Raw genomic sequence first — 25,967 nt, forward strand, 5'->3', positions numbered from 1 at the left:
GGGCGGAGGACGTCGTGGGGGCGCGGGGCGGTGAGGGGAGAGGCCGGGGGCCGGGGGCCGGGGCGTGAGCCGGGGCCGGGCGGGCTACAGGAGGCTGCGCAGGGCGGTCTCCAGGATGGCGGCGCCCTCCTCGGCCTCCGCGACGTTCAGGGACAGCGGCGGCGCGACGCGCAGGCAACTCGTGTCGTGACCGCCGCCCTTGCCGATGAGCAGCCCGCCTGCCCGGGCCGCCTCCAGCACGGTGGACGCGGCCTGCGGGTCCGCCTCGTCGGTGCCGGGCCGGGTCAGTTCGATGCCGATCATCAGCCCGCGGCCGCGCACCTCGCGGACGTGCGGCACGTGGGCCGCGGCGGCGCGCAGCCGTTCGATGAGCAGTCCGCCGACCCGCCGGGCGTTGCCCTGGAGGTCGTGTTCGAGGTGGTAGGTGAGGTTGGCGAGGCCGGCGGCCATGGTGATCTGGGTGCCGCCGAACGTCGAGATGCTGTTGGCGTCCAGGCAGTTCATGATCTCGGCGCGGGCGACGACGCCGCCGATGGACATGCCGTTGCCGATGCCCTTGGCGAAGGTCAGCATGTCCGGCGGGCCGCTGCGGCCGTGGGCCTGCCAGCCCCAGAAGTGCTCCCCGGTGCGGCCCCAGCCGGTCTGCACCTCGTCGGAGATCCACAGGATGCCGTGCCGGTCCAGCACCTCGCGGAACGCCGCGTACAGCCCGTCGGGCGGTGAGGTGAAGCCGCCGACGCCCTGGATCGGTTCGGCGATCAGGGCGGCGGGCGGGCGGGTGTGGCCGAGCAGGTCCTTCAGGTCGTCGACGCAGGCGGCGACGAAGTCGTAGTCGTCCAGCGCGGCGAACGGCCCCCGGCCGCGGACGCCGCCGTGCACGTACAGCGTCTGCAGCGGGGACATCGACGTCGGGGACCAGCCGCGGTTGCCGGTGATGCCTACGGCACTGAAGGAACGGCCGTGGTAGCTGTTGCGCATCGCGAGGACCGTGTTGCTGCGCCGGTAGGTGGTGGCCAGCAGCAGGGCGGCGTCGTTGGCCTCCGTCCCGGAGGTCGTGAAGAACACCCGGGCGTCCGGGATGCCGCTCAGCTTGGCGATGCGTTCGGCGAGTTCCACCATCGGCCGGTTGAGGTAGAGGGTGGAGGAGTGCACGATCCGCCCGGCCTGGTCGGCGACCGCCTTGGTCACCTCGGGCAGGGCGTGCGCGGTCATGGTGGTGAGGATGCCGCCGAAGAAGTCGAGGTAGCGGTTGCCGGCGGCGTCCCAGACGTGGCGTCCCTCGCCGTGGGTGATCTCCAGGGGCTCGTCGTAGTAGAGGGCCAGCCAGTCGGGGAGCACCGCGCGGTGGCGGCCCAGCAGGTCGTCGTTCACGGCAGCACCAGCCCTTCGTAGGCGTCGGGGCGGCGGTCGCGGTAGAAGGCCCACTGCTGCCGCACCTCCTCGATGAGGTCGAAGTCCAGGTCGCGGACCACGAGTTCCTCTTTGCTGTCGCTGGCGACGTCCCCGACGAACTGCCCCCGCGGGTCGACGAAGTACGAGGTGCCGTAGAAGTCGTTGTCCCCGTACTCCTCCTGGCCGACACGGTTGATGGCGGCGACGAAGTACTCGTTGGCGACGGCGGCGGCCGGCTGCTCCAACTGCCAGAGGTAGGACGACAGACCGCGGTGCGTGGCCGACGGGTTGTAGACCAACTGGGCTCCGTTGAGGCCGAGTTGGCGCCAGCCTTCGGGGAAGTGCCGGTCGTAGCAGATGTAGACGCCGACCTTGCCGACGGCGGTGTCGAAGACGGGCCAGCCGAGGTTGCCGGGCTTGAAGTAGAACTTCTCCCAGAAGCCCTTGACCTGCGGGATGTGGTGCTTGCGGTACTTGCCGAGGACGGTGCCGTCGGCGTCGATCACGGCGGCGGTGTTGTAGTAGAAGCCCGTCTGCTCCACCTCGAACACCGGCACCACGATCACCATGCCGGTCTCCCGGGCCAGCTCCCGCATGCGGCGGGTGGTCGGCCCGTCGGGCACCGGCTCCGCCCAGCGGTAGTGCTCCGGGTCCTGGACCTGGCAGAAGTAGGGGGCGTTGAAGACTTCCTGGAACCCGATGATCCGCGCGCCCCGCCGGGCCGCCTCCCGGGCGTGCTCCTCGTGTTTCGCCAGCATGGACTCGGTGTCGCCGGTCCAGGTCGCCTGGACCAGAGCGGCGCGTACGACGTTGGCCATGAGCTGCTCCTTCGACGCGGGGTCAGCGCCTCTACGCCCGTAGAAACGGCCGTAGAGGGACGAACGTAAGCCTCTCGGACGCCCTTGCCAAGACCATCGTCGTGCAGGCCGGGGTGTCCTGGCGTTTCGCACTCCGGTGGGTGAGCCGGCGGGGGCGGGGAGCGGGGGCGGCGGTGGGCCACGGGACCGGCCGGGCGGGGAGGGCCGGCCGGAGGGCCGGAGGGCCGGTCAGGCGGTGAATCCCGGTGACGCGGAGGGCGTGCAGGACGTCCGCGTGCCGTTCGTTCGAGACGCCGCGGGCGGCGGCCAGCAGCAGCGGCACCAGGCGGGGCGGGTCGTGAGCGGCGCTGCGGGCGGCCTCCTGGGGGGGGTGCGCACCCGGACGTAGGCGTCGAGGACGGCACCGGCCTCCCGGTGGCGGCCGTCGGCGGCGAGGGCGAGGACCTCGCGGCCGAGGGCCTCGGCGGGCCGCACGACGCCCTGGCGGAGGATCTCCCGCGCGTCGTCGGCGCGGCCCGCCGCGGTCAGGGCGTCGGCCGCGGCGGCCAGCCGGCCGAGGGGCAGGGCGGCGGCCTCCCAGAGCAGGGTCGTCCAGTCGGCCCCCAGCCCCGCCTCCCGCAGTCCGGCCGCGAGCAGCGGGAAGCGCGCGGCGGGACCCCGCACCGCCTCCGCCAGCAGGGCGTGGGCCGCACCGCTGCGCCCCGCGGCCCGCAGCCGGGCCAGGGTCCGCACGGTGCGGGCGACCGCCTCCAGGTCCCCCGCGTCGGCGGGCGGCACCGAGGTCCGGGGCGGGCCGGGCCGCGCGTCCTCGTCGTCGGCGGCTCCGGCGAACCGGGCGCCGCGCGGGCCGCGTCCCGGGGCGGGTGCGGGCGGTGCGAGCCACGCCTCGGCCCCCGGCGGCACGGCGGCGGGGGCGGCCCCCTCGCCGGCGCTGCCGTCCCCGGCGAACCGCGCACTGCCGCGGCGCCGCCTGCGCGGCCGGTCGGGGGCCGGGACGCCGGGGGCGGGCGCGGAGGCGGCGGCCGGCGCGGTGCGGGCGCCGGGGCCGGCCGGGCGAGGGGCCGGGGCGGGCGGTCCGGGACCGGGCGCGCGGGGTCAGGCGGCCGGGCGCGCGGGGTCAGGCGGCGAGCGGGACCTCCGGCGGGCACCGCCGCAGCAGGTCGTCCAGGGACAACCCCAGTTCCCCGGCCAGCGCCGCCACCGTGAAGAACGCCGGTGTCGGTGCCCGTCCGGTCTCGATCTTGCGGAGGGTCTCGGGAGAGAGGCCGGCGCCGGCCGCGACGTCGGCCATGCTGCGGTCGCCCCGCGCCTCGCGGAGCAGCCGGCCGAGCCGTTCACCGCGCCTGCGTTCTTCCGGGGTCAGAGGAGTGCGCACCATGGAACCCATTCTAATACCGGTATAGTAATTGGAATGATGGAGCTCAAGACCCCGGCATCGATCGATGCCATGTACGAGACCGGCCAGGTCGTCGCGGGTGCGCTGACCGCCGTGCGCGCGTTTGCCGACGTCGGCGTGTCGCTGCTGGAGCTGAACGAGGTCGCGCACGACGCGCTGCGGGCGGCGGGCGCCGGCTCCCCGTTCCTGGGCTACCGGCCGTCGTTCGCGCCGACCCCCTTCCCGGCCGTCCTGTGCACCTCGGTCAACGACGCGATCGTGCACGGGATCCCGACCGGCTACCGGCTGCGCGACGGCGACCTGGTGTCCGTCGACTTCGGGGCGGAGCTCGGCGGCTGGGCGGGCAACTCGGCGCTCAGCTTCGTCGTGGGCACCCCGCGCCCGGCGGACCTGCGGCTGATCGAGACCGCGGAGCGGGCGCTCGCGGCCGGCATCGAGGCCGCCGTGGTCGGCAACCGCATCGGCGACATCGCGCACGCCATCGGCACCGTGTGCCGGGAAGCGGGCCTCGGCGTCCCGCAGGACTTCGGCGGGCACGGCATCGGACGGCGCATGCACGAGGAGCCGTCGGTGCCGAACGAGGGGCGGCCGGGCCGGGGGCTCCGGCTGCGGGCCGGCCTGGTCCTCGCCATCGAGCCGATGGTCATCGGCGGCGGCACCGACGGGTACCGCGCCGATCCCGACGGCTGGACGCTGCGCACCGAGGACGGCTCCCGCGCGGCGCACGCGGAGCACACGGTGGCGGTCACGGAGGACGGCCCGCGGATCCTCACCGCCCGCTGACGACCGCCGCCCGCCCCGGGGGGCCGCCCCGCCCGCCCGGGGTGCCGCCCGGGGGCGATCGTGCGAAGGTGACGGGGTGGGCGCCCTCGGGGCGCCGCAGGGACACGCGTGACCCGCACGACCCGCACGACCCGCACGCGTGTAACCGGGAACCGGCCGGGCACCCGCGTCCGGACCGGTACGTCGAGCAGTGAGCGCGCCCCGGGGTCCTCCGGTCCCGGCTCCGCCCGCCAGGGGGATCCCGCGAGGCGCCGGAACGGATCGCCATGACCAGCGGGTTCACAGGTCCGCAGGGCTACGGCTCGGACCCCTTCGGAGAATTCCTCGCACGTTTCTTCGGCGGGCCGCGCCCCCGGCAGATAGACATCGGGCGGCTGCTGAGCCGGCCGGCCCGGGAACTCGTGCGCGGCGCGGCCCAGTACGCCGCCGAGCACGGCAGCCGGGACCTGGACACGCAGCACCTGCTGCGGGCCGCCCTCGCCAGTGAGCCGACCCGCGGCCTGCTGAGCCGGGCGGGCGCGGACCCCGACGCGCTGGCGTCCCAGATCGACGAGCGGTCCGGCCCGGCCCAGCACGCGCCCGACTCCGCTCCCCCGCCGACCTCCCTGTCCCTGACCCCGGCCGTCAAGCGCGCCCTGCTGGACGCGCACGAGATGGCGCGGGCCGGCGGCGCCGGCTACATCGGCCCGGAGCACGTGCTCAGCGCCCTGGCCGCGAACCCCGACTCGGCCGCGGGACACATCCTCAGCGCGGCCCGCTACACCCCGTCCCCGGCGCCCTCCGAGACGCCGGAGGGCCCGGCGCCGCGCGCCGAGCGCCCGCGCCCCGCCACCGGTACGCCGACCCTGGACAAGTACGGGCGCGACCTGACGGAGCTGGCCCGCGAGGGCCGCGTCGACCCGGTGATCGGCCGGGAGGAGGAGATCGAGCAGACCGTCGAGGTGCTCTCCCGGCGCGGCAAGAACAACCCGGTCCTCATCGGGGACGCGGGCGTCGGCAAGACGGCCGTCGTGGAGGGGCTCGCCCTGCGCATCGCCGACGGCGACGTGCCCGACGTGCTGCTCGGGCGGCGGGTGGTCGCCCTCGACCTGACGGCCGTGGTCGCCGGCACCCGCTACCGGGGCGACTTCGAGGAACGGATGACGGCCATCGTCGACGAGATCCGCGGCCACTCCGACCGGCTGATCGTCTTCATCGACGAACTGCACACCGTCGTCGGCGCCGGTGGCGGCGGCGAGGGCGGGTCGATGGACGCCGGGAACATCCTCAAGCCGGCCCTGGCCCGGGGCGAGCTGCACATCGTGGGCGCGACCACGCTGGAGGAGTACCGCAGGATCGAGAAGGACGCCGCGCTCGCCCGGCGCTTCCAGCCCATCCTGGTGCCGGAGCCCGCCCCCGCGGACGCGATCGAGATCCTGCGCGGTCTGCGCGACCGGTACGAGGCGCACCACCAGGTGCGGTACACCGACGAGGCGCTGGTGTCGGCCGTGGAACTGTCCGACCGCTACATCAGCGAGCGCCGGCTGCCCGACAAGGCCATCGACCTCATCGACCAGGCCGGCGCCCGGGTGCGGCTGCGGGCCCGGACCAAGGGCACCGACGTGCGGGCCCTGGAGCGCGAGGCCGAGCAGCTGACCTGCGACAAGGACCAGGCGGTCGCGGACGAGCAGTACGAGCGGGCCACCGAGCTGCGGGACCGGATCGCGGACCTGAAGCGCCGCATCGAGGAGGCCGGGGGCGGCGGCGAGGTGGACGAGGGCCAGAGCCTGGTGGTGGACACGGAGGCGATCGCCGAGGTGGTGTCCCGCCGGACCGGGATCCCGGTCAGCCGGCTCACCGAGGAGGAGAAGTCCCGGCTGCTGGGCCTGGAGCAGAACCTGCACCAGCGGGTCGTCGGCCAGGACGAGGCCGTACGGGTCGTCTCGGACGCGGTCCTGCGCTCACGGGCCGGGCTCGCCAGCCCGGACCGGCCGATCGGCAGCTTCCTCTTCCTCGGACCGACCGGCGTCGGCAAGACGGAACTGGCCCGCGCGCTCGCCGAGGCCCTGTTCGGCAGCGACGACCGGATGGTCCGGCTCGACATGAGCGAGTACCAGGAGCGGCACACGGTCAGCCGCCTGGTCGGCGCCCCGCCCGGATACGTCGGTCACGAGGAGGCCGGCCAGCTGACCGAGGTGGTGCGGCGGCACCCGTACTCGCTGCTGCTGCTCGACGAGGTGGAGAAGGCCCACCCCGACGTCTTCAACATCCTGCTGCAGGTGCTCGACGACGGCCGGCTGACCGACGCGCAGGGCAGGACGGTGGACTTCACCCACACCGTCATCGTGATGACCAGCAACCTCGGCTCGGACGTGATCACCCGCCGGGGTGCCACCCTCGGCTTCGCGACGGGCGGCACGGAGGCGGACGAGGAGGCGCGGCGCGAACAGATTTTGCGCCCGCTGCGGGACCACTTCCGCCCCGAGTTCCTCAACCGGATCGACGAGGTGGTGGTCTTCCGCCAGCTGACCCCCGAGGAGCTGCGCCGGATCACCGACCTGCTGCTGGAGGGAACCCGTCGCGGCCTCAAGGGGCAGGGCATCGGCGTGGAGTTCACCGAGGACGCCGTGGACTGGCTGGCCCGGCGCGGCTACCAGCCGGAGTACGGGGCCCGGCCGCTGCGCCGCACCATCCAGCGGGAGGTCGACAACGAGCTGTCCCGGCTGCTCCTGGACGGCACGCTCCGGGAGGGCGGCCGGGTCACGGTGGCGACGGAGGACGGACGCCTGGCCTTCCGCGTGGCGCAGACGCCGGCGCCGGAACTCTGAGCGGCACCGCCGGCCGGGGGCCCGGCGGCCGGCACGGAGGTGCGGGACCGAGGCGCACGGACGCCCCGCGCCCCGCACGCCCGTGCGGCGGGGCGTACGGGGCGGGGGCGGGCCCGGGCTCCGTCGGCGTTCGTGCGGGGGCCGTCAGCGCGAGGGGCGGACCACCATCGCGGAGCCGCCGCCGCGGCGCTCGGGTTCGGCGGCGGCGAGCCACGCGCCTCCCGGGAGGCGTTGCACGGCCGTGACGGCGCCGATCTCGGGGTTCCGGGTGAAGGAGTGCCCGATCGCCTCCAGCCGCTGCCGGACGGCGTCGTCGTACAGGCCAGGTTCGAGGTCGGTGCGGGCGGTGTTGCGCTGGCTGGCGCGCGGCGCGGCGATCGCGTCGGCCAGCGGCAGGCCGCGGTCCAGGAAGCCGGTGAGGGTCTGCAGCACGGTCGTGATGATGGTGGAGCCGCCGGGTGAGCCGAGCGCCACCACGGGCCGGTCGTGGCGGTCGAGCACGATCGTCGGGGAGATCGAGGACCGGGGCCGCTTGCCGGGGCCGGGCAGGTTCGGGTCGTGGACGGCGGGGTCAGCGGGGGCGAAGGAGAAGTCGGTCAGCTCGTTGTTGAGCAGGAAGCCCCGGCCCGGCACGGTGATGCCGCTGCCGCCGGTCTGCTCGATGGTGAGGGTGTAGGCGACGACGTTGCCCCAGCGGTCGGCGGTGGTGAGGTGGGTGGTGCTCTCCCCCTCGTACGTCGTCGGGGCGGGCGTGCCGCGCGTCGCGCAGGGCTCCGGATCGCGCGGGTCGCCGGGGGCGAGCGGGCTGGTGAGGACGGCGTCGTCCCGGATGAGGCAGGCCCGGCTGTCGGCGAACCGCTGGGAGAGCAGGGCGCGGGTCGGTACGTCCTCGAAGGCCGGGTCGCCGACCCAGCGTCCCCGGTCCGCGAACGCGATGCGGCTCGCCTCGATGAACCGGTGCAGGTACCGGACGTCGCTCGCCTCGGAGAGGCCGGTGCGCTCCAGGATGTTGAGTGCCTCGCCGACCGTGGTGCCGCCGGAGGACGACGGCGCGATGGAGTGGACCTCCAGGCCGCGGTACGAGGTCTTCGTGGGCGGCTGGAACTTCGCGCGGTAGGCGGCGAGGTCGCGGGCGGACAGGTCGCCGGGGCGGGCGTGCCAGCCGGAATCCGGGTCCACCGGGGGCTTGTTGACCGTGTCGACGATGTCCCGTCCGATGCCGCCCCGGTAGAGGGCGTCGACGCCCTTGCGGCGCAACTCGGCGTAGGTGCGGGCGAGGTCGGGGTTCTTGAAGGTGGAGCCGACGGCCGGGAGGTCGCCGCCGGGCAGGAACAGTTCGGCCGTGTCGGGGAAGTACCGGAAGCGGGTCTCGTTGGCGGCGGTCTGGGAGCGGAAGGTGGCGTCGACGGTGAAGCCGTCGCGGGCCAGCCGCTCGGCGGGCTTCAGCACCGTCCCGAGTCCCTTGCGGCCCCATGCGTCCAGCGCCCGCTGCCAGGTGGCGGGGGTGCCGGGGGTGCCGACGGCGAGGCCGCTGCTGACGGCCTCGGCGAACGGGATCGGCTCGCCGTCCTCCAGGAACAGGTCACGGCCGGCGGTCAGCGGCGCGGTCTCCCGGCCGTCGAGGGTGTGCACGGAGCGGGTCCGGGCGTCGTAGTACACGAAGTAGCCCCCGCCGCCGATGCCGGCCGAGTAGGGCTCGGTGACGCCGAGGGCGGCTGCCGTGGCGACGGCCGCGTCGACGGCGTTGCCGCCCTTGCGCAGGACCTCGATGCCGGCCGCGGAGGCGTCGGCGTCGACGCTGGAGACGGCGCCGCCGTGTCCGACGGCCACCGGGACCTTGGCGGGCGGCGGACCGGGGTCGTGGGGGCCGGCGGGCGGCGCGGCCGCGGTCAACGGGACCACGACGGCACAGACCGCGAGGACGGCCAGATTCCGTGCGACGGGACGACGCATGCGCACCTCCGGTGAGGGACCGTTGGCGCAGCCTACGTCCTCGCCATGCCCCCGTCAGGAACGCCTCGCCGGGCGATGCGGTGGCGCCGGCCGGTTCCCCCGGGCGTCCGGCGGCGGGCAACAAGCCAGGGCTTCGGCAGGCGTTCCGCAGGCGTTCGGCGGGTGTTCCCCCGGCCGTTCGACGGGGCCGGTCAACAGGTGAGGCCGCCGAGGTCTCTCAGCCGCCGGATGTCCTGAAGCGCGCCCCCCCATGCCGACCGCGTCACCGACCTTCAGCCCGCCCTGAAAGGCGTGGGCCATCACCTCCAGGCTCCTGCTGTCCCTGTATCCCGCACAACGGCAGCCCGGCTCGGCAGGCGGACGGCGGTGGTGACCGAGGGGTGTCCCGGCGCCCCACGATCGTCGCTTCGGCCGGTGGATCGGGACCGGCCGGAGCGGGTGGGTCGAACACCGGTTTGCCGGGGCCCGCTAGCATGCGCGCCCATGACGGACGACATACGCAACGTGGTGCTGGGTGTGGTGGTCGCCGCCGTGGTCGGCGCCGCGCTGGGCTGGATGGCCCGCACGTATCTGTACCGGCGCAGGCTCCGGCGCAAGCAGGCGTTCTTCGGGCTGCCGGAGAACGCCGAGTCGCTGCTCGTCGTCAACCGGGACCCGGCGACGGCGGAACCGGCGGTGCACCGCTTCGACGTGTTCTCGCTGCTCGAACTCTCCGCGCTGATCAAGGAGTGCGGGGCGAACGTGCAGGTGGTGACGCAGGACACGGCCCATCAGGGCTTCGGTGAGCGCACGGAGTTCTGCATCGGCGGCCCGGGGACGAACCGCCGGATGGTGGCGCACATGGCGGCCATGCTGCCGGGGGTGCGGGTGAACGTCGGTCCGGAACCGGGCCCGGACCGGGGCGCGTTCCAGATCGGCGGCGAGCGCTACCGGATGGAGCCGGGGGTCACCGAGTACGTGCTGCTGGCGCGGCTGACGGCCGGGGACCGGCAGGAGGCGCGGCCGGTGTTCCTGTTCTGCGGGCAGCGGGCGATCACCAACCAGGCGGCGACCCGGTATCTCGCGCGCCATCACGAGCGGCTGGCCCGCAAGCACGGCCAGAGCCCCTTCGTCCTGCTGCTGAAGGTGGTCAACTCCCAGGCGTACGGGCCCGACGTGGTCGAGCTGGTCGGCGACGTGACGCGGGCCGCGCAGGCTCCGCTGCCGGTGCCGGCCGAACGCGGGGCGCACCGGGCGCCCTGACCCCTCCACCTCTCAACATTCTTTACTGGCACGTAACTTACCGACGGGTTACCTCGGGTCGGCGCCCGAGGTTACCGTCTGGTCACTTTGCACTGACACGAGTGAGGAGTGACCGTGCGACGACCTCGCAGGGCTCTGCGCACCACCGCCGTGGGGGCCGCCTCGGCGACCCTGATCGCCGGAAGCGCACTCGGTGCCGCCCCCGCCGCCCACGCGGCGCCGCACCCGGTCCGCTTCGTCGACATCGCCGGGGAGGGCGGCACTGTGCTCAAGGCCAACGTCGTCACCCCGGCCCGCACCCAGGCCGGCCGCCGGTACCCGCTCGTCGTGCTGCCCACCAGCTGGGGCTTCCCGCAGGCCGAGTACCTGGCCCAGGCCCAGCGGCTCGCCGACTCGGGTTACGTGGTGCTGTCGTACAACGTGCGCGGTTTCTGGCAGTCCGGCGGGCAGATCGAGGTCGCCGGGCCGGCCGACACCGCCGACGCCTCCCGGGTGATCGACTGGGCCCTCGCGCACACACCGGCGGACGGCGACCGCGTCGGCATGGCGGGCGTCTCCTACGGCGCCGGGATCAGCCTGCTGGCCGCCGCCCACGACCGGCGGGTCAGGGCGGTCGCCGCGCTCAGCGGCTGGGCCGACCTGATCGAGTCGGTCTACTCCGAGCGGACCCAGCACGTGCAGGCCGCCGCCATGCTGGACGGCGTGGGGCGCCTGACCGGCCGCCCGAGCCCCGAACTCCGCCGCATCTTCGACGCCCTCTACGCCTCCGACCTCTCCCGGGAGCAGGAGATGATCGCCTGGGGGAAGGTCCGCTCCCCCGCGACGTACGTCGACCGGCTCAACGACAGCGGCGTGGCCGTCATGCTCGCGGGCGCCTGGGGCGACACCGTGTTCCCGCCCAACCAGTACGCCGACCTGTACGAGAAGCTGTCCGGTCCCAAGCGCCTCCAGCTGCGTCCCGGCGACCACGCCACCCCGGAGGTGACCGGCCTGCTCGGGCTGCCCAACGACGTGTGGAGCGACACCCGGCGCTGGTTCGACCACCATCTGCGGGGCGTCGCCAACGGGGTCGGCGAGGAGCAGCCGGTCCGGCTCGCGTCCCGGTCCTCCGGGCGCTACGAGACCTACCCGGACTGGAAGTCGGTGGCCGCGACCACCCGAAAGATCGAGCTGGCGGGCTCCACCACCCTCCGCACGAACGTCAACTCCGGTGCGGACGGCGGCGTCGTCTTCCTGTCGAGCATCCTCGACCAGGTGGCCCGGCTGCCCCCGATGGCGTGGGTGCCGCTGCTGCCCCGCCGCTGGGCGGCCGTGTGGCAGTCGGAGCGGTACCCGACGGCCCGCACGGTGCGCGGCACGCCGACGCTGCACACCACCCTCACCCCGACCGCCGGCAGCGGCACCTTCATCGCCTACCTGTACGACGTGGGGCCGCTCGGGGTCGGCCGACTGGTCAGCAGCGCGCCGTACACCTTCCACGGCCGCACTCCCGGCCGGGCGTTCGGCGTCGACCTGGAGTTGTTCGCGACGGCCTACGACGTGCCGGCCGGCCACCGGCTCGCCCTCGTCGTCGACACCGTCGATCCGCTCTACATCGAGCACAACCCGTCCGGCGCGCAGCTGACCTTCTCCTCGCCGGCCCACGACCCGTCGTACGTGTCGGTGCCGCTGGGCGAGCAGTGATCTCCGGCTGCGGCCGGACGGGACTGGCCGATGTGGCCGCCGCCCGACGGGCGGGGTGCGGTGGGCCCCTCCCTGCGGCGGCGTCCCCGCTTCCGGCGTGAAGTCCCCTCCTCCACCGGGGCGGAGGAGCCATCGTAGTCGAGGTCCGGACGGGCGGACGGCTCGGCGCCACCCTGCTCAGTGCTTGAGGATCTTGGAGAGGAAGTCCTTGGCCCGGTCGCTGCTCGGGCGGGCGAAGAAGTCGTCGGGCGCGCGGTCCTCGACGATCCGGCCGTCGGCCATGAACACGACGCGGTGGGCGGCGGAACGGGCGAAGCCCATCTCGTGGGTGACGACGATCATCGTCATGCCGTCCGCGGCCAGGGCCTTCATGGCCTCCAGCACCTCCGTGATCATCTCCGGGTCCAGGGCGGAGGTGGGCTCGTCGAACAGCATCGCCTTGGGGTCCATCGCCAGCGCCCGCGCGATCGCCACCCGTTGCTGCTGCCCGCCGGAGAGCTGCGCCGGGTACTTGTCGGCCTGGTCGGCGACGCCCACCCGGTCGAGCAGCTCACGGGAACGCCGGTCCGCCTCCTCCTTCTTGCGGCCGCGGACCTTGATCTGGCCCAGCGAGACGTTCTGCAGGACCGTGCGGTGCGCGAAGAGGTTGAACGACTGGAACACCATGCCGACGTCGGCCCGCAGCCGCGCCAGTTCCTTCCCCTCGTCCGGCAGCGGCCGGCCGTCGAGCCGGACGGTGCCGGACTGGATGGTCTCCAGCCGGTTGATCACCCGGCACAGGGTCGACTTCCCCGAGCCCGAGGGGCCGATGACGACGACCATCTCCCCCCGGTTCACGGTGAGATCGATGTCCTGCAAGACGTGCAGGTCACCGAAGTACTTGTTGACGTCCTGCAGCTCGATCAGCGGATCGACGGCCATACCGCCCCTACTCGTTCTCAGCCGTGTGGTGCTGCCGCAACGTATCCAGGCAAGATCGCACGGAGGGCGCGACACGCACTTTCCGGCCAATAGCCGTATTTACCGCCCTTTGCCTCACCGCCCTCCACGGCGGGCCGGGCGGTCAGGGTGTCACGCCTCCGCGACCTCGGCATAGAGCTGGGACAGTTCGGGCGCTCCGCTCGACGCCCACGCGTGCCCCGACTCCACGACGTCGAACTCGCGGCCGGAGGCGAGCCGTACGACGGGCTGCCCGTCGCCGCGGATCTCCCAGCGGGCACCCGGCACGGTCCGCACGATCACCGTGCCGAGGTAGAGACCGGCGTCGTTGCCCAGCCAGTTCAGGGTGTCCTCGTCGTCCCGCCAGCCCGGCACCAGTTGGTCCAGCGCCTCCAACGAGGCCGGGGAGTCGTCCAGTCGGACGCCGGCCCGGGACGCCTGGGAGCGCAGCAGCTCGCACTCGGCCAGGGGGTCCGCGAGGCCCTCGGCATCGGGGAACCCCGGCTTCCGGCGCCGGCTGCCCAGGAAGGGGAAGTTCATACCTCCAGCCTGGCATTCGTACCGCGTGGTGCACCACAGGGCGCGCGGGCCCCGGAGGCGTGCGCGACCTCCCGGCGCGACGGGCGGGGCCCGGCGAGGCGCGGCCACGGCACCGCCCCGGCGGGTGGGCGGGCCGGGGCGGCGGGAGCCGGGAGCCGGGGCAGGGACAGGGGCAGGGGGCTGGACGCGGCTCAGGCGTCCGGGGCGGTGTCCACGGGGACGTCCAGGTCGACGACGACGGGTGCGTGGTCGGAGGCGCCCTTGCCCTTGCGCTCCTCGCGGTCCACGTAGGAGTCGGTGACCGCCTTGGCGAACGCCGCGTTGCCGTACACCAGGTCGATGCGCATGCCCCGGTTCTTCGGGAAGCACAGCTGGCGGTAGTCCCAGTACGTGAACGGGTGGTCGTACTTCAGCGGACGCGGCACCACGTCGGTCAGCCCGGCGCCGCGCAGGGACGCGAGGGCGGCCCGCTCGGCGGGGGTGACGTGGGTGGAACCCTCGAACGCCGCCCGGTCGTAGACGTCGTCGTCGGTCGGCGCCACGTTGTAGTCGCCCATCACGGCGAACGGGCGGCTGCCCTCCGCGTCCCCCGCGACGGCGGCCCGCAGCGCCTCCAGCCACTGGAGCTTGTAGGCGTAGTGCGGGTGCTCCACCTCACGGCCGTTGGGCACGTACACGGACCAGACGCGGACCGGGCCGCAGGTGGCGGAGACCGCGCGGGGCTCCACGGAGCCCTCGTACCCCGGGTCGCCGGGCAGCCCCTTGACGACGTCCTCGAGGCCGACGCGGGAGAGCACCGCCACGCCGTTCCACCGGCCGGTGGCGTGCACCGCCGCCTCGTACCCCAGCTCGCGCAGGGGCTCCACGGGGAACTGCTCCTCGGCGACCTTGGCCTCCTGGAGGCACAGCACGTCCGTGCCGCTGCTCTCCAGCCAGGCCAGGAGCCTCGGCAGGCGGGCGGTGATCGAGTTCACGTTCCAGGTCGCGATGCGCATGCCCCCCAACCTACCCGGCACCTGTGACAACCCGGATCCGCCGCCGCTCGCTCACAGCTCGACCGACGCCCGGGGCTCCAGCCGCAGGTGATCGGTGCCGCCGAGGGCCCCGATCTGCCGGTCGTAGATCGGGCGGGCGAGATCGGTGAGCAGGGCGTCGTGGATGTCGTAGGCGCGTTCCGGGCGCACCTCGCGGACGTAGTCGATGACCTCGGCGATCTTGTTCCAGGGGGCCATGACCGGGAGCATCAGCGTCTCCACGGGACGGCCGGGGACGGTCAGGGCGTCGCCGGGGTGGAAGACCGCGCCGCCGTCGACGAGGTAGCCGACGTTGGTGATGCGCGGGATGTCAGGGTGGATCACGGCGTGCAGCTCGCCGTGCACCTCGACGTCGAAGCCGGCGGCCGTGAAGGTGTCACCGTGCCCGACGGTGTGCACGCGCCCGGGGAAGGCCGCGGTGAGCTGCTCGGCGACCGCCCGCAGGGTCCAGATCTCGGTCGCCGGGTCGGCCTCCAGGGCCGCTCGCAGCCGTCCCTCGTCGAAGTGGTCGGGGTGCTCGTGCGTGACCAGCACGGCCTCCGCGCCGACGGCGGCGTCCGGCTCGGTGAACCCGCCGGGGTCGATGACCAGGGCACGGCCGTCCCGTTCCAGACGGACGCAGGAGTGCGACATCTTGGTGAGCTTCATGTCTCCATCCTGCCCCCGCCACGCGGAGCGCGGCCGGGACGCCGGGCCGGGGCGAGGGGGGGGCGGTCGGGCCGGGGCGAGCGGTCGGTGCCACCGGCCGAGGGGAGGGATCGCTGCCGCCGGGCGGGCGGGGGCTCCCGGCGACCGGGCGGGGCGACGAGTCCACGCGGCTGCTCCTCCCCGCGCCGCCGGGCCGTCGTGCAGGGCTCCGCCGGCCGCCGGGCCCGGATCCGGGCCTCCCGCTCGCTCCCGTGCTCCCCCTGCTCACTCCTGCGGTGTGGTCTCCTCCCGGATGACCTGCTGGGCCACGCGGAAGGCGCTGCCCGCGGCCGGGATGCCGCAGTACACGGCCGCCTGGAGCAGGACCTCCTTGATCTCGTCGGGGGTCAGGCCGTTGCGCAGGGCCGCGCGGGTGTGGGAGGCCAGCTCCTCCAGGTGACCGCCGGCGACCAGGGCGGTCAGCGTGACGCAGCTGCGGGTGCGCCGGTCCAGGCCGGGCCGGTCCCAGACACCGCCCCAGGCGTAGCGGGTGACGAACTCCTGGAAGTCGGCCGAGAAGTCGTCGGCCTGTGCCAGCACGCGGTCGACGTGCGCGTCCCCCAGCACGTCCCGGCGGACCTTCATCCCCGCGTCGTACGCGTCCGCGGGGCCGTGGGCGGGCTGCTGGGGGGCGACGGCCGGGGCGATCTCGGCGACCGGCGCGGCGGGCGCCGGATGCGGGACGGGGGCGGCCGCCGGGGCGGGGACCGGGCGGGCGACGGCGCCGGTGGGCAGGGCGACCTGCCCGGTGCTGCTGTCGTAGGCCGGCTGCCAGGCGGTCGAGAAGTGCCGCACCAGCAGATCGGTCACGGCGGCGGGCTGCTCGACCGGCACCAGGTGGGAGGCGCCGGGGACGACGGCGAGCCGGGCGTCCGGGATCCCGGCGACCAGGTTGCGCGCCTCGGCCGGCCCGGTGACCTGGTCCTCGGAACCGACCAGGACGAGCGTGGGCACACCGACGCTGCCGAGCCCGGCCCGCACGTCGAAGGAGGCGAGGGCCTCGCAGGCGGCGATGTAGCAGCCGGGGTCGGTCGTGCGCACCATCTGCACGGCCCACTCGGTGATGGCGGGCTGCGCCGCCGCGAACCCGCCGGTGAACCAGCGCTCGGGCGCACTGCGCGCCATCGGGTCGAGCCCGTTGGTCCGGACGATCACCCCGCGCCGCCGGAACTCGTCGGCCGAACCGAAGCGCGGTGAGGCCGCGATCAGCGCGAGGGAGGCGAGGCGTTCGGGGTGGCGCAACGCCAACTCGATGCCCACCGCGCCGCCGAGCGCGCACCCGGCGTACCCGAACCGCTGCACCCCGAGCCCTTCGAGGGTGGCCAGCAGCCGGGTGGCGAGCTCGCCCACGGAGTCCGCCGGCCGGGCGGGAGCGCCGCCGTGCCCGGGCAGATCGAACCGGAACACGCGCCACTGCTGGGCGAGTTCGGGCACCTGGCGGTCCCACATGTGCCACGTCGTGCCCAGGGAGGGTCCGAGGATCAGGACCGGGGCGTCTTCCGGCCCGTCACAGCGGTATTGCAGGGTGTTCGGTGGTGTCTCGCTCACGCACCAGACCTTCTCACGTCTCACGACTGCCCCTATAACGGAGGTTGCGACTGCACAAGTCTGACCAGGTGGAAGACCTTCGGGGCCGCGTAGCGCTCGAGGCTGCGGACTGTCTCGCGCCGGGTCTTCCCTCCTTGCTGGGGCGTTCGTCATACTTCTGGGTGCGCGGGTCGACGCGCAGGCGGGTCTGCACACTCGGTGCAGGGCCGCGTTCGCTTGCCGGTCGCCGCCGCGGTTGAGACGCCGGTACTGCCGACTGCCCGAGGAGCGCTCGACGGGCCGACCCCGCACAGCGCCGCCAAGGACGCCTCACTGCCCAGGCGTTCCGGGTCGTCCCCGATCGTGATCAGCACAGTGACGGCCGTGTCCGGACCGATGCCCACTCCGTCGAGCAGCTGTCCCCGTCCGGGTCGTCAGTCATCGTGATCACGAAGGTGGTGGCCCTGCCGAGTACCTCACCGGCCCAAGAGCGCACGGCGGCGACATGAACGCCCGGTCGTGTCCGTGGAGCGGCCCTGGTCCACCGGCTGCTGCAGGGCCGTCACCGGCGCCGACCGGCAACGCGCCCCCTTGACCCACGGCGGCGTGCCCGCCGTCACCGATCTGATCACCGCCGGGAGCATGCCCGGACCGGCCGCGGCCCCCTGGCGTCTGGCAGGTACTGCTCGGGCGACGGTGGACACACTCGACGCCCACTCACTTTCCGCCGTCTGCTCCGTAGGCGTGTCCGCGCGGCAGGGGGCCGACGTCGGCATGGCGGCCGGGGTGGGCGGCAGCGTGGCGCTGCCCGGGGCCGGGCCCGCCGAGGGCGGCGAGGGCGTCGGCGACGGCGCCGGTGGTGAAGGCGTAGACGGCCTTGTGGAGAAGGTCCACGGCGAGCTCCCGGCGGGGCCAGGTGGCCGGTGGGGCGCCGACGCCGGTCGCGTTCTCCAGGATCTGGTCGTTGGTGAGGCGGACGACGGTGAACTTGGCGGACGCGATCGGTCCGCGCAGTCCGGTCTGCGCCATGACCGACCGCAGGACTCCGAGAAGGGCCGCCTGGCCGTAGTGCATGGCCCAGTTGACCGGCACCGGCTGTCTGCCGGAACGTTCGGGCAGGCCGGTCAGCCGCTGGAGAACCCGTGCGGGCACATGGGAGTCGGGGCGGCCGGTGACGGCCTGCTCGATCTTCTCACCCAAGGTCATCACGGCTCCCCCGGCGGTGCCGGCGAGCAGTCCCTGCCACAGTGCGCGCTTGAGCATGCCCCGGCGAGTACCCGCTGCGACCGCCTTCACCCGTGGTCGGTGCCCCGCACCAAGCGGACGCCCAGAAGAGCCAGTCGGCCTCGGTCGCGGGCCGCCTCTGCCCGGGGGATTTTGCCCACGCCCCGATCTGCCTCTCGTCGGTGTGGCGCCGACCGTCCACGCGGCCCGCAGCGGGCGGGCGCGCCTGCCGCTCCCGCACGTCCGTCCGCGGCCCAGCTCCGGGGCGAGAAGTGCAGACCCACCGCGGTCCGCTGCCGGGTCACTCGCCGGTCGTCTTCTCGATGAGCGCGCTGTAGGCCAGTTGCAGCGTGTCCGCGCCGGCCAGAGCGGCGAGCGCGCCCATGGCGGTGCGTGTCCCGCGCGGCCAGAGCAGTTGGCCGGCGGTCAGGGTGGAGGCCACCCAGACGCTCATGCAGAAGGGGCAGGTGGCCAATTCTCCGACGGTGTGCCTGGCATCCTCGGACTGTGCTTCCTCGTGCAGTTCGGCCGGGCCCTGCGCGGCGACGTACCGGGTGAAGGGCGCGCGCAGCGGGCTGGTGACCGACGCCTTCGTCAGCAGCCGGCTGAGCCGGAACGTGGCGACCGAAGTCAGGACCACGTCCCACGGCTCGGGCCGCTCGGGCAGCGGCCGACCGCGCAGCCGTACGGCGGTCGCCCAGGCCGTCGTGTACGTGGCGAAGCCCGCCATGGCCGCGAGGTAGCCGCCCAGCGGTCGGTCGTGCCCTGCCGCGTACCGCCTGCCGGTCCGCCGCAGCAGGCCGTGCAGACGTCCTGCGAGGCGGCCGTCAGCTGCGGTGTTCATGGGTTCCCGTCTCAGTACGCTGTTGTCCCTCGCCGGCCTCGTCCGGCGCCTGCCCGTCCCGGAGCTGTTCGCGCAGGCGTATCTCGACGTGGCCGTCGGTGATCCGGGTGTCGAAGGAGGGCTGGGGTGCGGTGGCCGGGCCGCGGACGTTCCAGCCGTCCGAGAGCCGGAAGACGCTGCCGTGCCAGGGGCATTGGACGCAGCCGTCGCTGACCTCTCCTTCGGAGAGCGGTCCGGCGAGGTGGCTGCACCGCTCGGCCAGGGCGTGGATCGCCCCGCCGGTCTCCCGGACGATCAGGATCGGGACGTCGTCCACGCTGCGCCGCACCGGCCGGTCGACCGGGAACTCGGCCACGGCTCCGATCCGGTGCCAGCCCTGGGTGACGACGTGCGGGACCTCTTCGGCGTGGTTGGCGCCGGACGCCTGGCGGTAGGCCAGGTGACCGCCCAGCATGCCGCCGAGCGCGACCGCCGTCAGGCCGAGGAAGCCGTAGGCCCGGGCCGTGGCGTGCCGGCCCTTGACGCGGCAGGTGAGCGAGGCGGCGTAGAGGCCGACAGCCGTGGAGTTGGCCAGGGCGTGCACCAGTCCGACGCGCTGCTGCCGGCGGTGCAGCTCCGCCCAGTCGACCCAGCCCGCCAGGGCGGCGGGCGCGGCGGAGGCCAGGCCGACGCCGACCAGCAGGCCCGCCTCGCGGGAGCGGCCGGGGTACAGGTCCAGTACCGCCGCCGACAGCCAGCTGCCGACCGGTACCTGCACCAGCAACGGATGTACCGGGTGCCCCAGCCACCTGCCGTGCAGGAAGTCCCGCCCCTCGCCGAGCGGCAGGGCCCGCACCCCCTTGCGGACCGCGTCGATCACCGCGTCGGCCCTGGGCTCCCGCTCCAAGCGGTCCAGCAGCCACAGAAGGCGGCTCTGCCGCATCCGGGGGCGGCGGAGTGGCGTAGTGCTCATGGTCGGCCGGGTCCCCACCCGCGCGGACGGCAAACGGAGCGGTCAGTCGCCCGGCCGGATCACCGCGCGCACGCAGCCGTCCTCCTTCTCCTTGAACATCTCGTAGGCCCTCGGCGCCTCCTCCAGGGACACGGTGTGGGTCGCCAGGTGCGCCGTGCTCAGCTCTCCGGCCGCCAGCCGGTCCAGCAGCATCGGAAGGTAGCGCTGACCCTGCTGCTGGGCACCCCGCACGGTCAGGCCCTTGTTGATCACCGCGCCGAGGGGGAACGTGTCGACGGCGCCGGCGAACACCCCCAGAATGAAGACCGTACCGCCCTTGCGGCAGGCGTGGATGGCCTGCCGTACGGCGGTGGGACGGTCGGTCTGGAGCCGCAGCTGCTGCTTGACCTGGTCGTAGAGGTGCACGGGGCTGTCGCTGTGGGCCTCCATGCCGACGGCCTCGATGCACACGTCGGGGCCGCGGCCGCCGGTGCGCTCGCGCAGCTCCGCCCCGACGTCGGTGCTCGTGTAGTCGATGACCTCGCTGCCGATGTGCCGCTCGGTCATCTGAAGGCGTTCGGGGATCCGGTCGATGGAGATCACACGTTCCGCGCCCATCAGGATCGCTGCGCGCGCCGCCATCTGGCCGACGGCCCCGCAGCCCCATACGGCGACCACGTCGCCGGGCTTCATCCCTGCCAGATCGGCGCCCATCCAGCCCGTGGGCACCGAGTCGGACACGAACAGGGCGCTTGTGTCGTCGACGCCCTCCGGGACGGGGAAGGCTCCGTAGTCGGCGAAGGGGACGCGCACGTACTCGGCGTGACTGCCGCGAAGCCCGCCCATGGCGTGGGAGTAGCCGAAGATGCCGCCGGTGTCGGCGCCGAAGAGGGTCTGCCCGATGCCGGGGTTGGTGTTGGTGTTGTCGCACAGGGACCACAGGTCGTGGGCGCAGTACCAGCAGCGGCCGCAGCCGACGAACGAGCAGACCACCACCCGGTCGCCCACCTTGTGCCGGCGCACGGCCGGACCGACTTCGACGACCTCGCCGAGGAACTCGTGGCCGATGACGTCCCCGGCGCGCATGAACGGGATGTAGCCGCCGATGAGATGGAGATCCGAGCCGCAGGTGGTGCCGGCGATGAGCCGTACGATCACGTCCTGGTCGTTGCGCAGCGCGGGGTCCGGGACCTGCTCCACGGAGAGCTTGTTGACGCCTTCCCAGCACAGGGCCTTCACAGCACTCCCTCCCCACCGGCGCGGCGGCTGAGCAGACCCACGAGCTTGCCGCCCGGGGTGTCGTGCGTGGTGGGCGGTGCGTCGGGCTGCAGCACTTCTCCCGCCTCCAGCAGCGCCTTCGCGTCGCGCAGGGCACGGCGCAGATCCTGGCGCGGGTCGGCGCCGGCGAGCCGCGCGGGCACCGAGTGTGCGGCATCCGGCTCGGCTTCTTTCAGCCGCACACCCAGCTCCGTGCCTCGGTCGCCGGGCGCCGGACGGATGCGCGTCTCGATACGGTCGGCGTACTCCTGCAGCGGCGACGGCAGCTTGTCGGCCTGCACGTCGTGCGGCGCGCGGTTGACCGTCACCGTCAGCCAGCGCTCCCCGGCGGCTGCGCGGGGCGGCCGTGCCTTCGCTCGCCGTATGGCGACGAAGACCCCGGCGGCCAGCCCGGCGGTGGCCACCGTCAGCGATTTCCCAGCGGCACTCATGCGCGGTCACATCCTCGAGAGGCGGAAGTCGTACGGGTGAGCGCGCACCATGCGGGAGGGCGAGCGCCTGTGCGCGGCGAGTACCCCCACTCCTTTCCGCTATCTGCCCGGCGTGCGGGCGTGGCTCATCGGAGAGTCGCCGCGCGGTACTGGCGGATCTGCGAAGAAGTCGGCCGGCCGTGAGCCGTCACCCAGTGGCCTCGATCAGTCGGGGGTGCCGGACGCGCCGTTCGCTGCCACACCGTGCTGTCGCCATGAGGCGGCGGTTCCACCAGGCGGTATGTGCTTCCGCGACCGCGTTCAGCCCGCCGACCCTCGGCCGCGAACGTGCCCCACCATGAGGACGTGCGTCGCCCGACCCGTCACCCGGCCACTGCCGCCACGCGTACCCAGGACCAGGCGTCGCCTGCCCCACCACCGCGAGGATCCGGCGTACGGACCGCAGAGCATGTCGGACGGTTCTCCTACCACGCAAGACCAACATCCAGCTTCCCTCAGCCTCGGCCTGCCTCGTTTCACGCCATGGACCGGGGAACCCGGTACGTCCCAGCGGCGCCCCGAGGGAGGCAGCCATGAGCAGTTCCGGAGAAGAGCGCGAACACACGTCGCCTTTGGAGCAGGAGACGGACGAGCGGGACGTCCACCCGGAGGAGGAAGGACGCCCCGAGCCCGACACGTCCGGCGGGGCCACCGACCAGACCCTGAAGGAACGAGCAGAGTCCGAGGAGGGTCCCGGCTGACACCGCGGGGAGCAGCAGTCAGCGCCCGTCGGCGCTCCTGTCCCGCTGTCCTTCGCCCTCCCTGCCCGAGTTCGCCGGCTTGGCATGGCCGCGAGAGAAGTCCTGGCGACGGGGATTGTGGTCTGTCTCCACCGGCGGGCCTCCGGTCCTGGTGCAAGCGCAGGAGCCGCCGGGGCCGCAGCCCCACGCCCGTGGTCCGGCTCGGGATCCCCGTTCCCGGCAGCGAGGCGCTCCTGCCGTTTGCCGTGACACGGTGGGTTGTCCCGAGGTGACCGCGGGCTGATGCCGGTGATACAGCAAAGCCTGCGGTGACAGCCTTCGGGTGGGTCCGTGACGCTGAACGGTGACGGCGCCGGGGCTGTCAGAGGGGACGTTCCGCACGGACGACCACCGGATCTTCGCGTCCATGATCAATCCGGTCGAGGAGCGACCATGCCGACAAGCATCAAGGACCAGACACTCGAGCAGCTGGGCGGCCACGGCAGCGTACTGGCGCGGCAGCGCCGTGATCACGCGGAGATCGACCGCCTCATGGACCGTTACCGCACCGGTACCGGCCGAGGACGCCAGCAAGCGTTGAAAGACGTCATTCAGCTGGTCTTCAGCCACGCTTTCGCTGAGGAGACCGTGCTCTGGCCGGCTGTCCGGCGCTGGGTACCGGACGGGGAGGAGCTCACCGCCCGGGTCGAGGAGGAACACCAGCAGATCAACGATCTCGTGTCCGACATCGAACGCCTCCCTCCCGGCGATACGGAACGCGAGGACAAGGTGCAGCGGGCGTTCGCCCTGGTCCGGCAGGACATCAGGGACGAGGAAGACCTCCTGCTGCCGAAACTGCAGGACGCGACGGACACCGCGCAGCTCCAGCGCCTGGGCATCGCATGGGAGGCGGTACGGCGAACCGCGCCGACCCGTCCTCACCCCGTCGTCCCCCGGCGGCCGCCGGCCAACGCGATGCTGGGCGTACCGCTGAGCCTCTACGACCGGATACGCGATGTGTTCACGACGGGCTTTCTCCAGCGCAGCGGTCGATCCAACCGGTGACGGGCCGGTCGCCGGATCTCCCACACTCATGACAATGCTGCCTTCCGCTCGCAGGCGCGAGGTGGCCACGACGCCACATATCCCCGGGCAGGCGGCATACCACTGGACCGTCGGAGCAGGGCGCACCGCGTCAACCACCTCACGACACAACCCGCCCGGCTTCCCGCGGGGCCTTGTCGCCTCGTGGACCCGTCCTGGCGGCTGCGATCGCGAATCCGGCGTCCCCCAGAGCAGCGAGGACCACGAACTGAATGAGCAGCACGACGTCTCATGCGTGCCAGCACAGTTTGAGGTCAAGACGAAGATGCACCGGAGCACTCCGGTGCATCTTCGTCTCATGGGGCCTGGAGGCGGACGTCCGCGCGGCGGGCGGCGCGTACGCCGAGGCGCCGGTGTCCGGCTCCCGTGTGCCCGCCGAGCAGGGGCAACTGGTCGCGATGCTGGCCGGCGACCCGGCCACCCGGGACACCGTCCGCCCGCTGCTCGCCCCCATGTGCCGCCAGCGTCTCGGTTGTGCCTTCGGTCATGGGTTCACACCTTCATCTGTCATGATCTGTCGCACGCCCCCGCGAGACCTCCCCATGCCTCCGCCGCGGGAAGCAGGTCCGCCCCGTCCGGCTTCACGTACCAGTTCTTCGTCGTCTTCACGTTGGTGTGCCCGGCCCACCTGGCGAGCAAGTGATCCGGCACCCCGTTGTCGGCCAGAGACGTGAGGCAAGATGCCCGAGCATCGCACAGACGGACCCTGCGAAGGCTGTTTGCGTCCATTGCTTTGCAGGCCGCTCACGGCGGCGGTGCCCACGCGCCCCTGTGGCGGCGCCATGTTCGTCACCACCCAGCCGACACCGGAGCGGCCTCTCACACTCCGGCGGACACAGAGGGTGTAACACTCCCGCAGCACCGGATCAGTGATTCCGGCCGCGTCGAGCCAGCGTCGCACCAGCACCCGAACCCCTCCCTCGACTGGCTTGCTCAGCCGGACTCTCACAGATCGGGTCGAGCCCTCCCCGGCGGACAGGAGATTCCTGACTCAACCAGGTGAACCTCTTCATGCTTAAGCATGATCACCGGTGCGGCGGTATCGCGGACTCTGGTAAGGAGGACCACCGAAAGCCCGCCCTGCCCCAGCCCAGGCGAAAGGGCCACAGCCGGTGTCGCGGCCGGGACTCATGCGGTGCAGGAGCTGATCGAGAGCGAGTACCACGACACCTGGAGCATCCGACCCGCTTGATCAGCACCAAGCCGCATGTGTCGCCGCACTGGCCGAAGCTGCCGGAGGCCGCGACCGGGCCACCCAAGGAGGCACAGCGTCATATCGAGGCCGCGCTGGGCGAACTGCACCGCACGGCCCCCAGCCCACTGCGGCCGCCACCCTGACAGCCCTCGCCGGCACACCCGCGACCGCCTCTCCTGAGCGTCCCTTCCTTCCCCCTGGCCACCCATCACCCCCTTGGAGCATCCATGCCCGCGTCATCCGGCCAGGCACCGGACCTTCCTGTCGACCAATTCGACGTCTGGTGCCCCGTCCCGTTGCGCCTGCATCCGGCCGGCGGTTCGGCGATCGACGAGCCGGCCCGCCGCTGGGCGATCCGCCACGGTTTGTGCAGCCCTGACTCCGTACTCGCCCACACCGATGTCGGCGAGTTCATCGCCGCCGGAATGCCGTTCATCACCACCGACGCAGCCAGGGCGATGACCTGCTACGCCTACTGGACGTTCGCCTGGGACGACGCCCTGGACACCCTCCCTGGCGGCTTAGGCAAGGCGGTCGCCCTGACCTCGGAAGCCAACCGGGTCCTGTACGAGCCAGTCACCCACCCGGTGCCCGCCAACCACTTCCTGAGCAGCCTGCGCGAAGTGCGGCACCAGTTGGAGAGCTGCCTGCACCCGGACGGCTGGAACATCATGCGCAGCGAACACGCGCACTGGAGTGGCGGCCAACTGTGGAAGGCCGCCCTCCAGCAGCGCAGCACCCCGCCCGGCCTGGGCGAATACCTGCGCATGCGCTGGGTCAAAGCCGGCTGTGGCGTCCTCGCTGCCTTTACCGCTCCCGGTGCCGGGTATCCCATGTCCCCCGCCGAGCTGTACGACCCCGTCGTGCGGGCCTTCAGTCACACCGTCCTACTGCCCTGCACCATCTTCAACGACCTGGCCAGCGTATTCAAGGAACGAGCGGCAGGCCAAGCCCACGTCAACCTTGTCTCCGTCCTGGCCGCTGAGCACGACCTGAGCACCACCGAGGCCCTGATCAAGGCGGGAGAACTCTACGAACGGCTGGTTGCCCTCATGCTCCGGCTGCAGCAACAGCTCCTGTCCGACCCGCGCCCCGCCGTCGCCCGCTACGCTCGCGAGCTCCCGCAGTGGGTGGCCGCCAACCTCCACTGGACAGCAACAAGCCTGCGTTTCCTCGCCCTCAACCGTGCGGGAACCACCGCGAAGATCACCATCCCGACCATCACCACACGCGACACACCCCTCCTGACCGACGCAACCGACCTGACTCCACCGCCGTACCCCGACCTCGCATGGCTCTGGCAGCACCTCGCCGAATGACCCAACGCTCCGGCCGGCCCTTCTGCCCAGCCCCGCCTCCTTCCCCCCGTCCCCCCGTCCCTCCTGCCCCCGGAACCGGCTGCCGCGGTGATGGACGGCTGTCCCACCGGGAACCACGGGC

At 73.2% G+C, this 25,967-nt stretch carries 23 protein-coding genes and 1 pseudogene; 8 read left to right on the top strand and 16 right to left on the bottom strand.

Annotated features, from left to right (window positions below):
* Positions 1-84 precede the first annotated feature (84 nt).
* From ACSU53_RS04670 to ACSU53_RS04685, 4 genes are all read right to left on the bottom strand, one after another.
* Positions 85-1,371, bottom strand: a complete 1,287-nt coding sequence (locus tag ACSU53_RS04670) for an aspartate aminotransferase family protein (RefSeq protein WP_437024894.1) — start codon at positions 1,369-1,371, stop codon at positions 85-87.
* Positions 1,368-2,210: a nitrilase-related carbon-nitrogen hydrolase gene (locus ACSU53_RS04675; RefSeq protein ID WP_437024895.1), complete on the bottom strand. Its 843-nt coding sequence runs from the start codon at positions 2,208-2,210 to the stop codon at positions 1,368-1,370. The genes ACSU53_RS04670 and ACSU53_RS04675 overlap by 4 nt, the downstream gene beginning before the upstream one ends.
* 228 nt (positions 2,211-2,438) lie before the next feature.
* A complete protein-coding gene (locus tag ACSU53_RS04680; RefSeq protein ID WP_437024896.1) occupies positions 2,439-3,113 on the bottom strand; it encodes a hypothetical protein in 675 nt (224 codons plus the stop codon).
* Between the two features lie 214 nt (positions 3,114-3,327).
* Positions 3,328-3,588, bottom strand: coding sequence for a helix-turn-helix domain-containing protein (locus ACSU53_RS04685; RefSeq protein ID WP_437024897.1), 261 nt, complete (start codon positions 3,586-3,588; stop codon positions 3,328-3,330).
* A gap of 33 nt (positions 3,589-3,621) precedes the next feature.
* Here ACSU53_RS04685 and map point away from each other — a divergent pair, with 33 nt between their 5' ends.
* Both map and ACSU53_RS04695 read left to right on the top strand, forming a co-directional pair.
* Positions 3,622-4,389 (top strand): type I methionyl aminopeptidase, encoded by a 768-nt coding sequence (gene map / locus ACSU53_RS04690; protein ID WP_437024898.1) that lies wholly within the window; start codon positions 3,622-3,624, stop codon positions 4,387-4,389.
* 266 nt (positions 4,390-4,655) lie between these two features.
* The gene (locus ACSU53_RS04695; RefSeq protein WP_437024899.1) at positions 4,656-7,196 is read left to right on the top strand and encodes an ATP-dependent Clp protease ATP-binding subunit; all 2,541 of its coding nucleotides are present in this window, start codon (positions 4,656-4,658) and stop codon (positions 7,194-7,196) included.
* Positions 7,197-7,340: 144 nt separating this feature from the next.
* On the opposite strand, the gene ggt is transcribed toward ACSU53_RS04695, so the two are convergent.
* The gene (ggt, locus tag ACSU53_RS04700) at positions 7,341-9,149 is read right to left on the bottom strand and encodes a gamma-glutamyltransferase (protein ID WP_437024900.1); all 1,809 of its coding nucleotides are present in this window, start codon (positions 9,147-9,149) and stop codon (positions 7,341-7,343) included.
* A 483-nt stretch (positions 9,150-9,632) separates the two neighbouring features.
* On the opposite strand from ggt, the gene ACSU53_RS04705 reads away from it, so the two are divergent.
* A complete protein-coding gene (locus tag ACSU53_RS04705) occupies positions 9,633-10,391 on the top strand; it encodes a hypothetical protein (RefSeq protein ID WP_437024901.1) in 759 nt (252 codons plus the stop codon).
* Positions 10,392-10,505: 114 nt separating this feature from the next.
* Positions 10,506-12,074 carry a CocE/NonD family hydrolase gene (locus tag ACSU53_RS04710; protein ID WP_437024902.1) on the top strand — a complete coding sequence of 523 codons (1,569 nt, stop codon included), beginning with the start codon at positions 10,506-10,508 and terminating at the stop codon, positions 12,072-12,074.
* 177 nt (positions 12,075-12,251) lie between these two features.
* Here ACSU53_RS04710 and ACSU53_RS04715 read toward each other — a convergent pair whose 3' ends face one another.
* The 11 genes from ACSU53_RS04715 to ACSU53_RS04765 all read right to left on the bottom strand — a co-directional run bounded on the left by ACSU53_RS04715 (position 12,252) and on the right by ACSU53_RS04765 (position 21,509).
* Complete coding sequence (locus ACSU53_RS04715) at positions 12,252-12,995, bottom strand: amino acid ABC transporter ATP-binding protein (RefSeq protein ID WP_437024903.1); 744 nt, start codon at positions 12,993-12,995, stop codon at positions 12,252-12,254.
* A gap of 150 nt (positions 12,996-13,145) precedes the next feature.
* Positions 13,146-13,553 carry a DUF6278 family protein gene (locus ACSU53_RS04720; RefSeq protein WP_437024904.1) on the bottom strand — a complete coding sequence of 136 codons (408 nt, stop codon included), beginning with the start codon at positions 13,551-13,553 and terminating at the stop codon, positions 13,146-13,148.
* Positions 13,554-13,744: 191 nt separating this feature from the next.
* Complete coding sequence (locus ACSU53_RS04725) at positions 13,745-14,548, bottom strand: exodeoxyribonuclease III (protein ID WP_437024905.1); 804 nt, start codon at positions 14,546-14,548, stop codon at positions 13,745-13,747.
* A 51-nt stretch (positions 14,549-14,599) separates the two neighbouring features.
* Entirely contained in the window at positions 14,600-15,235 is a 636-nt protein-coding gene (locus ACSU53_RS04730) for an MBL fold metallo-hydrolase (RefSeq protein ID WP_362094813.1), read from the bottom strand.
* Positions 15,236-15,499: 264 nt separating this feature from the next.
* Positions 15,500-16,822 (bottom strand): bifunctional 3-oxoadipate enol-lactonase/4-carboxymuconolactone decarboxylase PcaDC, encoded by a 1,323-nt coding sequence (gene pcaDC / locus ACSU53_RS04735; RefSeq protein WP_437024906.1) that lies wholly within the window; start codon positions 16,820-16,822, stop codon positions 15,500-15,502.
* 149 nt (positions 16,823-16,971) lie between these two features.
* Positions 16,972-17,205, bottom strand: coding sequence for a transposase (locus ACSU53_RS04740; protein WP_437024907.1), 234 nt, complete (start codon positions 17,203-17,205; stop codon positions 16,972-16,974).
* Between the two features lie 313 nt (positions 17,206-17,518).
* Positions 17,519-18,064, bottom strand: a complete 546-nt coding sequence (locus tag ACSU53_RS04745; protein WP_437024908.1) for a hypothetical protein — start codon at positions 18,062-18,064, stop codon at positions 17,519-17,521.
* Positions 18,065-18,326: 262 nt separating this feature from the next.
* Positions 18,327-18,869, bottom strand: coding sequence for a DUF1360 domain-containing protein (locus tag ACSU53_RS04750; RefSeq protein WP_437024909.1), 543 nt, complete (start codon positions 18,867-18,869; stop codon positions 18,327-18,329).
* Complete coding sequence (locus ACSU53_RS04755) at positions 18,853-19,791, bottom strand: Rieske 2Fe-2S domain-containing protein (protein ID WP_437033028.1); 939 nt, start codon at positions 19,789-19,791, stop codon at positions 18,853-18,855. Before ACSU53_RS04755 ends, ACSU53_RS04750 begins: the two co-directional genes overlap by 17 nt.
* Positions 19,792-19,863: 72 nt before the next feature.
* Entirely contained in the window at positions 19,864-21,039 is a 1,176-nt protein-coding gene (locus ACSU53_RS04760; protein ID WP_437024910.1) for a zinc-dependent alcohol dehydrogenase, read from the bottom strand.
* Positions 21,036-21,509, bottom strand: coding sequence for a hypothetical protein (locus tag ACSU53_RS04765; protein ID WP_437024911.1), 474 nt, complete (start codon positions 21,507-21,509; stop codon positions 21,036-21,038). Before ACSU53_RS04765 ends, ACSU53_RS04760 begins: the two co-directional genes overlap by 4 nt.
* Positions 21,510-22,081: 572 nt before the next feature.
* Here ACSU53_RS04765 and ACSU53_RS04770 point away from each other — a divergent pair.
* The 4 genes and pseudogenes from ACSU53_RS04770 (at position 22,082) to ACSU53_RS04785 (ending at position 25,846) form a co-directional block, all read left to right on the top strand.
* Positions 22,082-22,249 (top strand): hypothetical protein, encoded by a 168-nt coding sequence (locus tag ACSU53_RS04770; protein WP_437024912.1) that lies wholly within the window; start codon positions 22,082-22,084, stop codon positions 22,247-22,249.
* A gap of 432 nt (positions 22,250-22,681) precedes the next feature.
* Positions 22,682-23,293, top strand: coding sequence for a hemerythrin domain-containing protein (locus ACSU53_RS04775; protein ID WP_437024913.1), 612 nt, complete (start codon positions 22,682-22,684; stop codon positions 23,291-23,293).
* Between the two features lie 335 nt (positions 23,294-23,628).
* A pseudogene (locus tag ACSU53_RS04780) lies at positions 23,629-23,808 on the top strand (NAD(P)-binding domain-containing protein); the annotation flags it as partial.
* Between the two features lie 946 nt (positions 23,809-24,754).
* Positions 24,755-25,846, top strand: coding sequence for a terpene synthase family protein (locus ACSU53_RS04785; protein WP_437024914.1), 1,092 nt, complete (start codon positions 24,755-24,757; stop codon positions 25,844-25,846).
* Positions 25,847-25,967: the final 121 nt, after the last annotated feature.

It is taken from the genome of Streptomyces sp. enrichment culture, from assembly GCF_964273255.1.
In the GTDB taxonomy this organism is placed as follows: Bacteria; Actinomycetota; Actinomycetes; order Streptomycetales; family Streptomycetaceae; genus Streptomyces.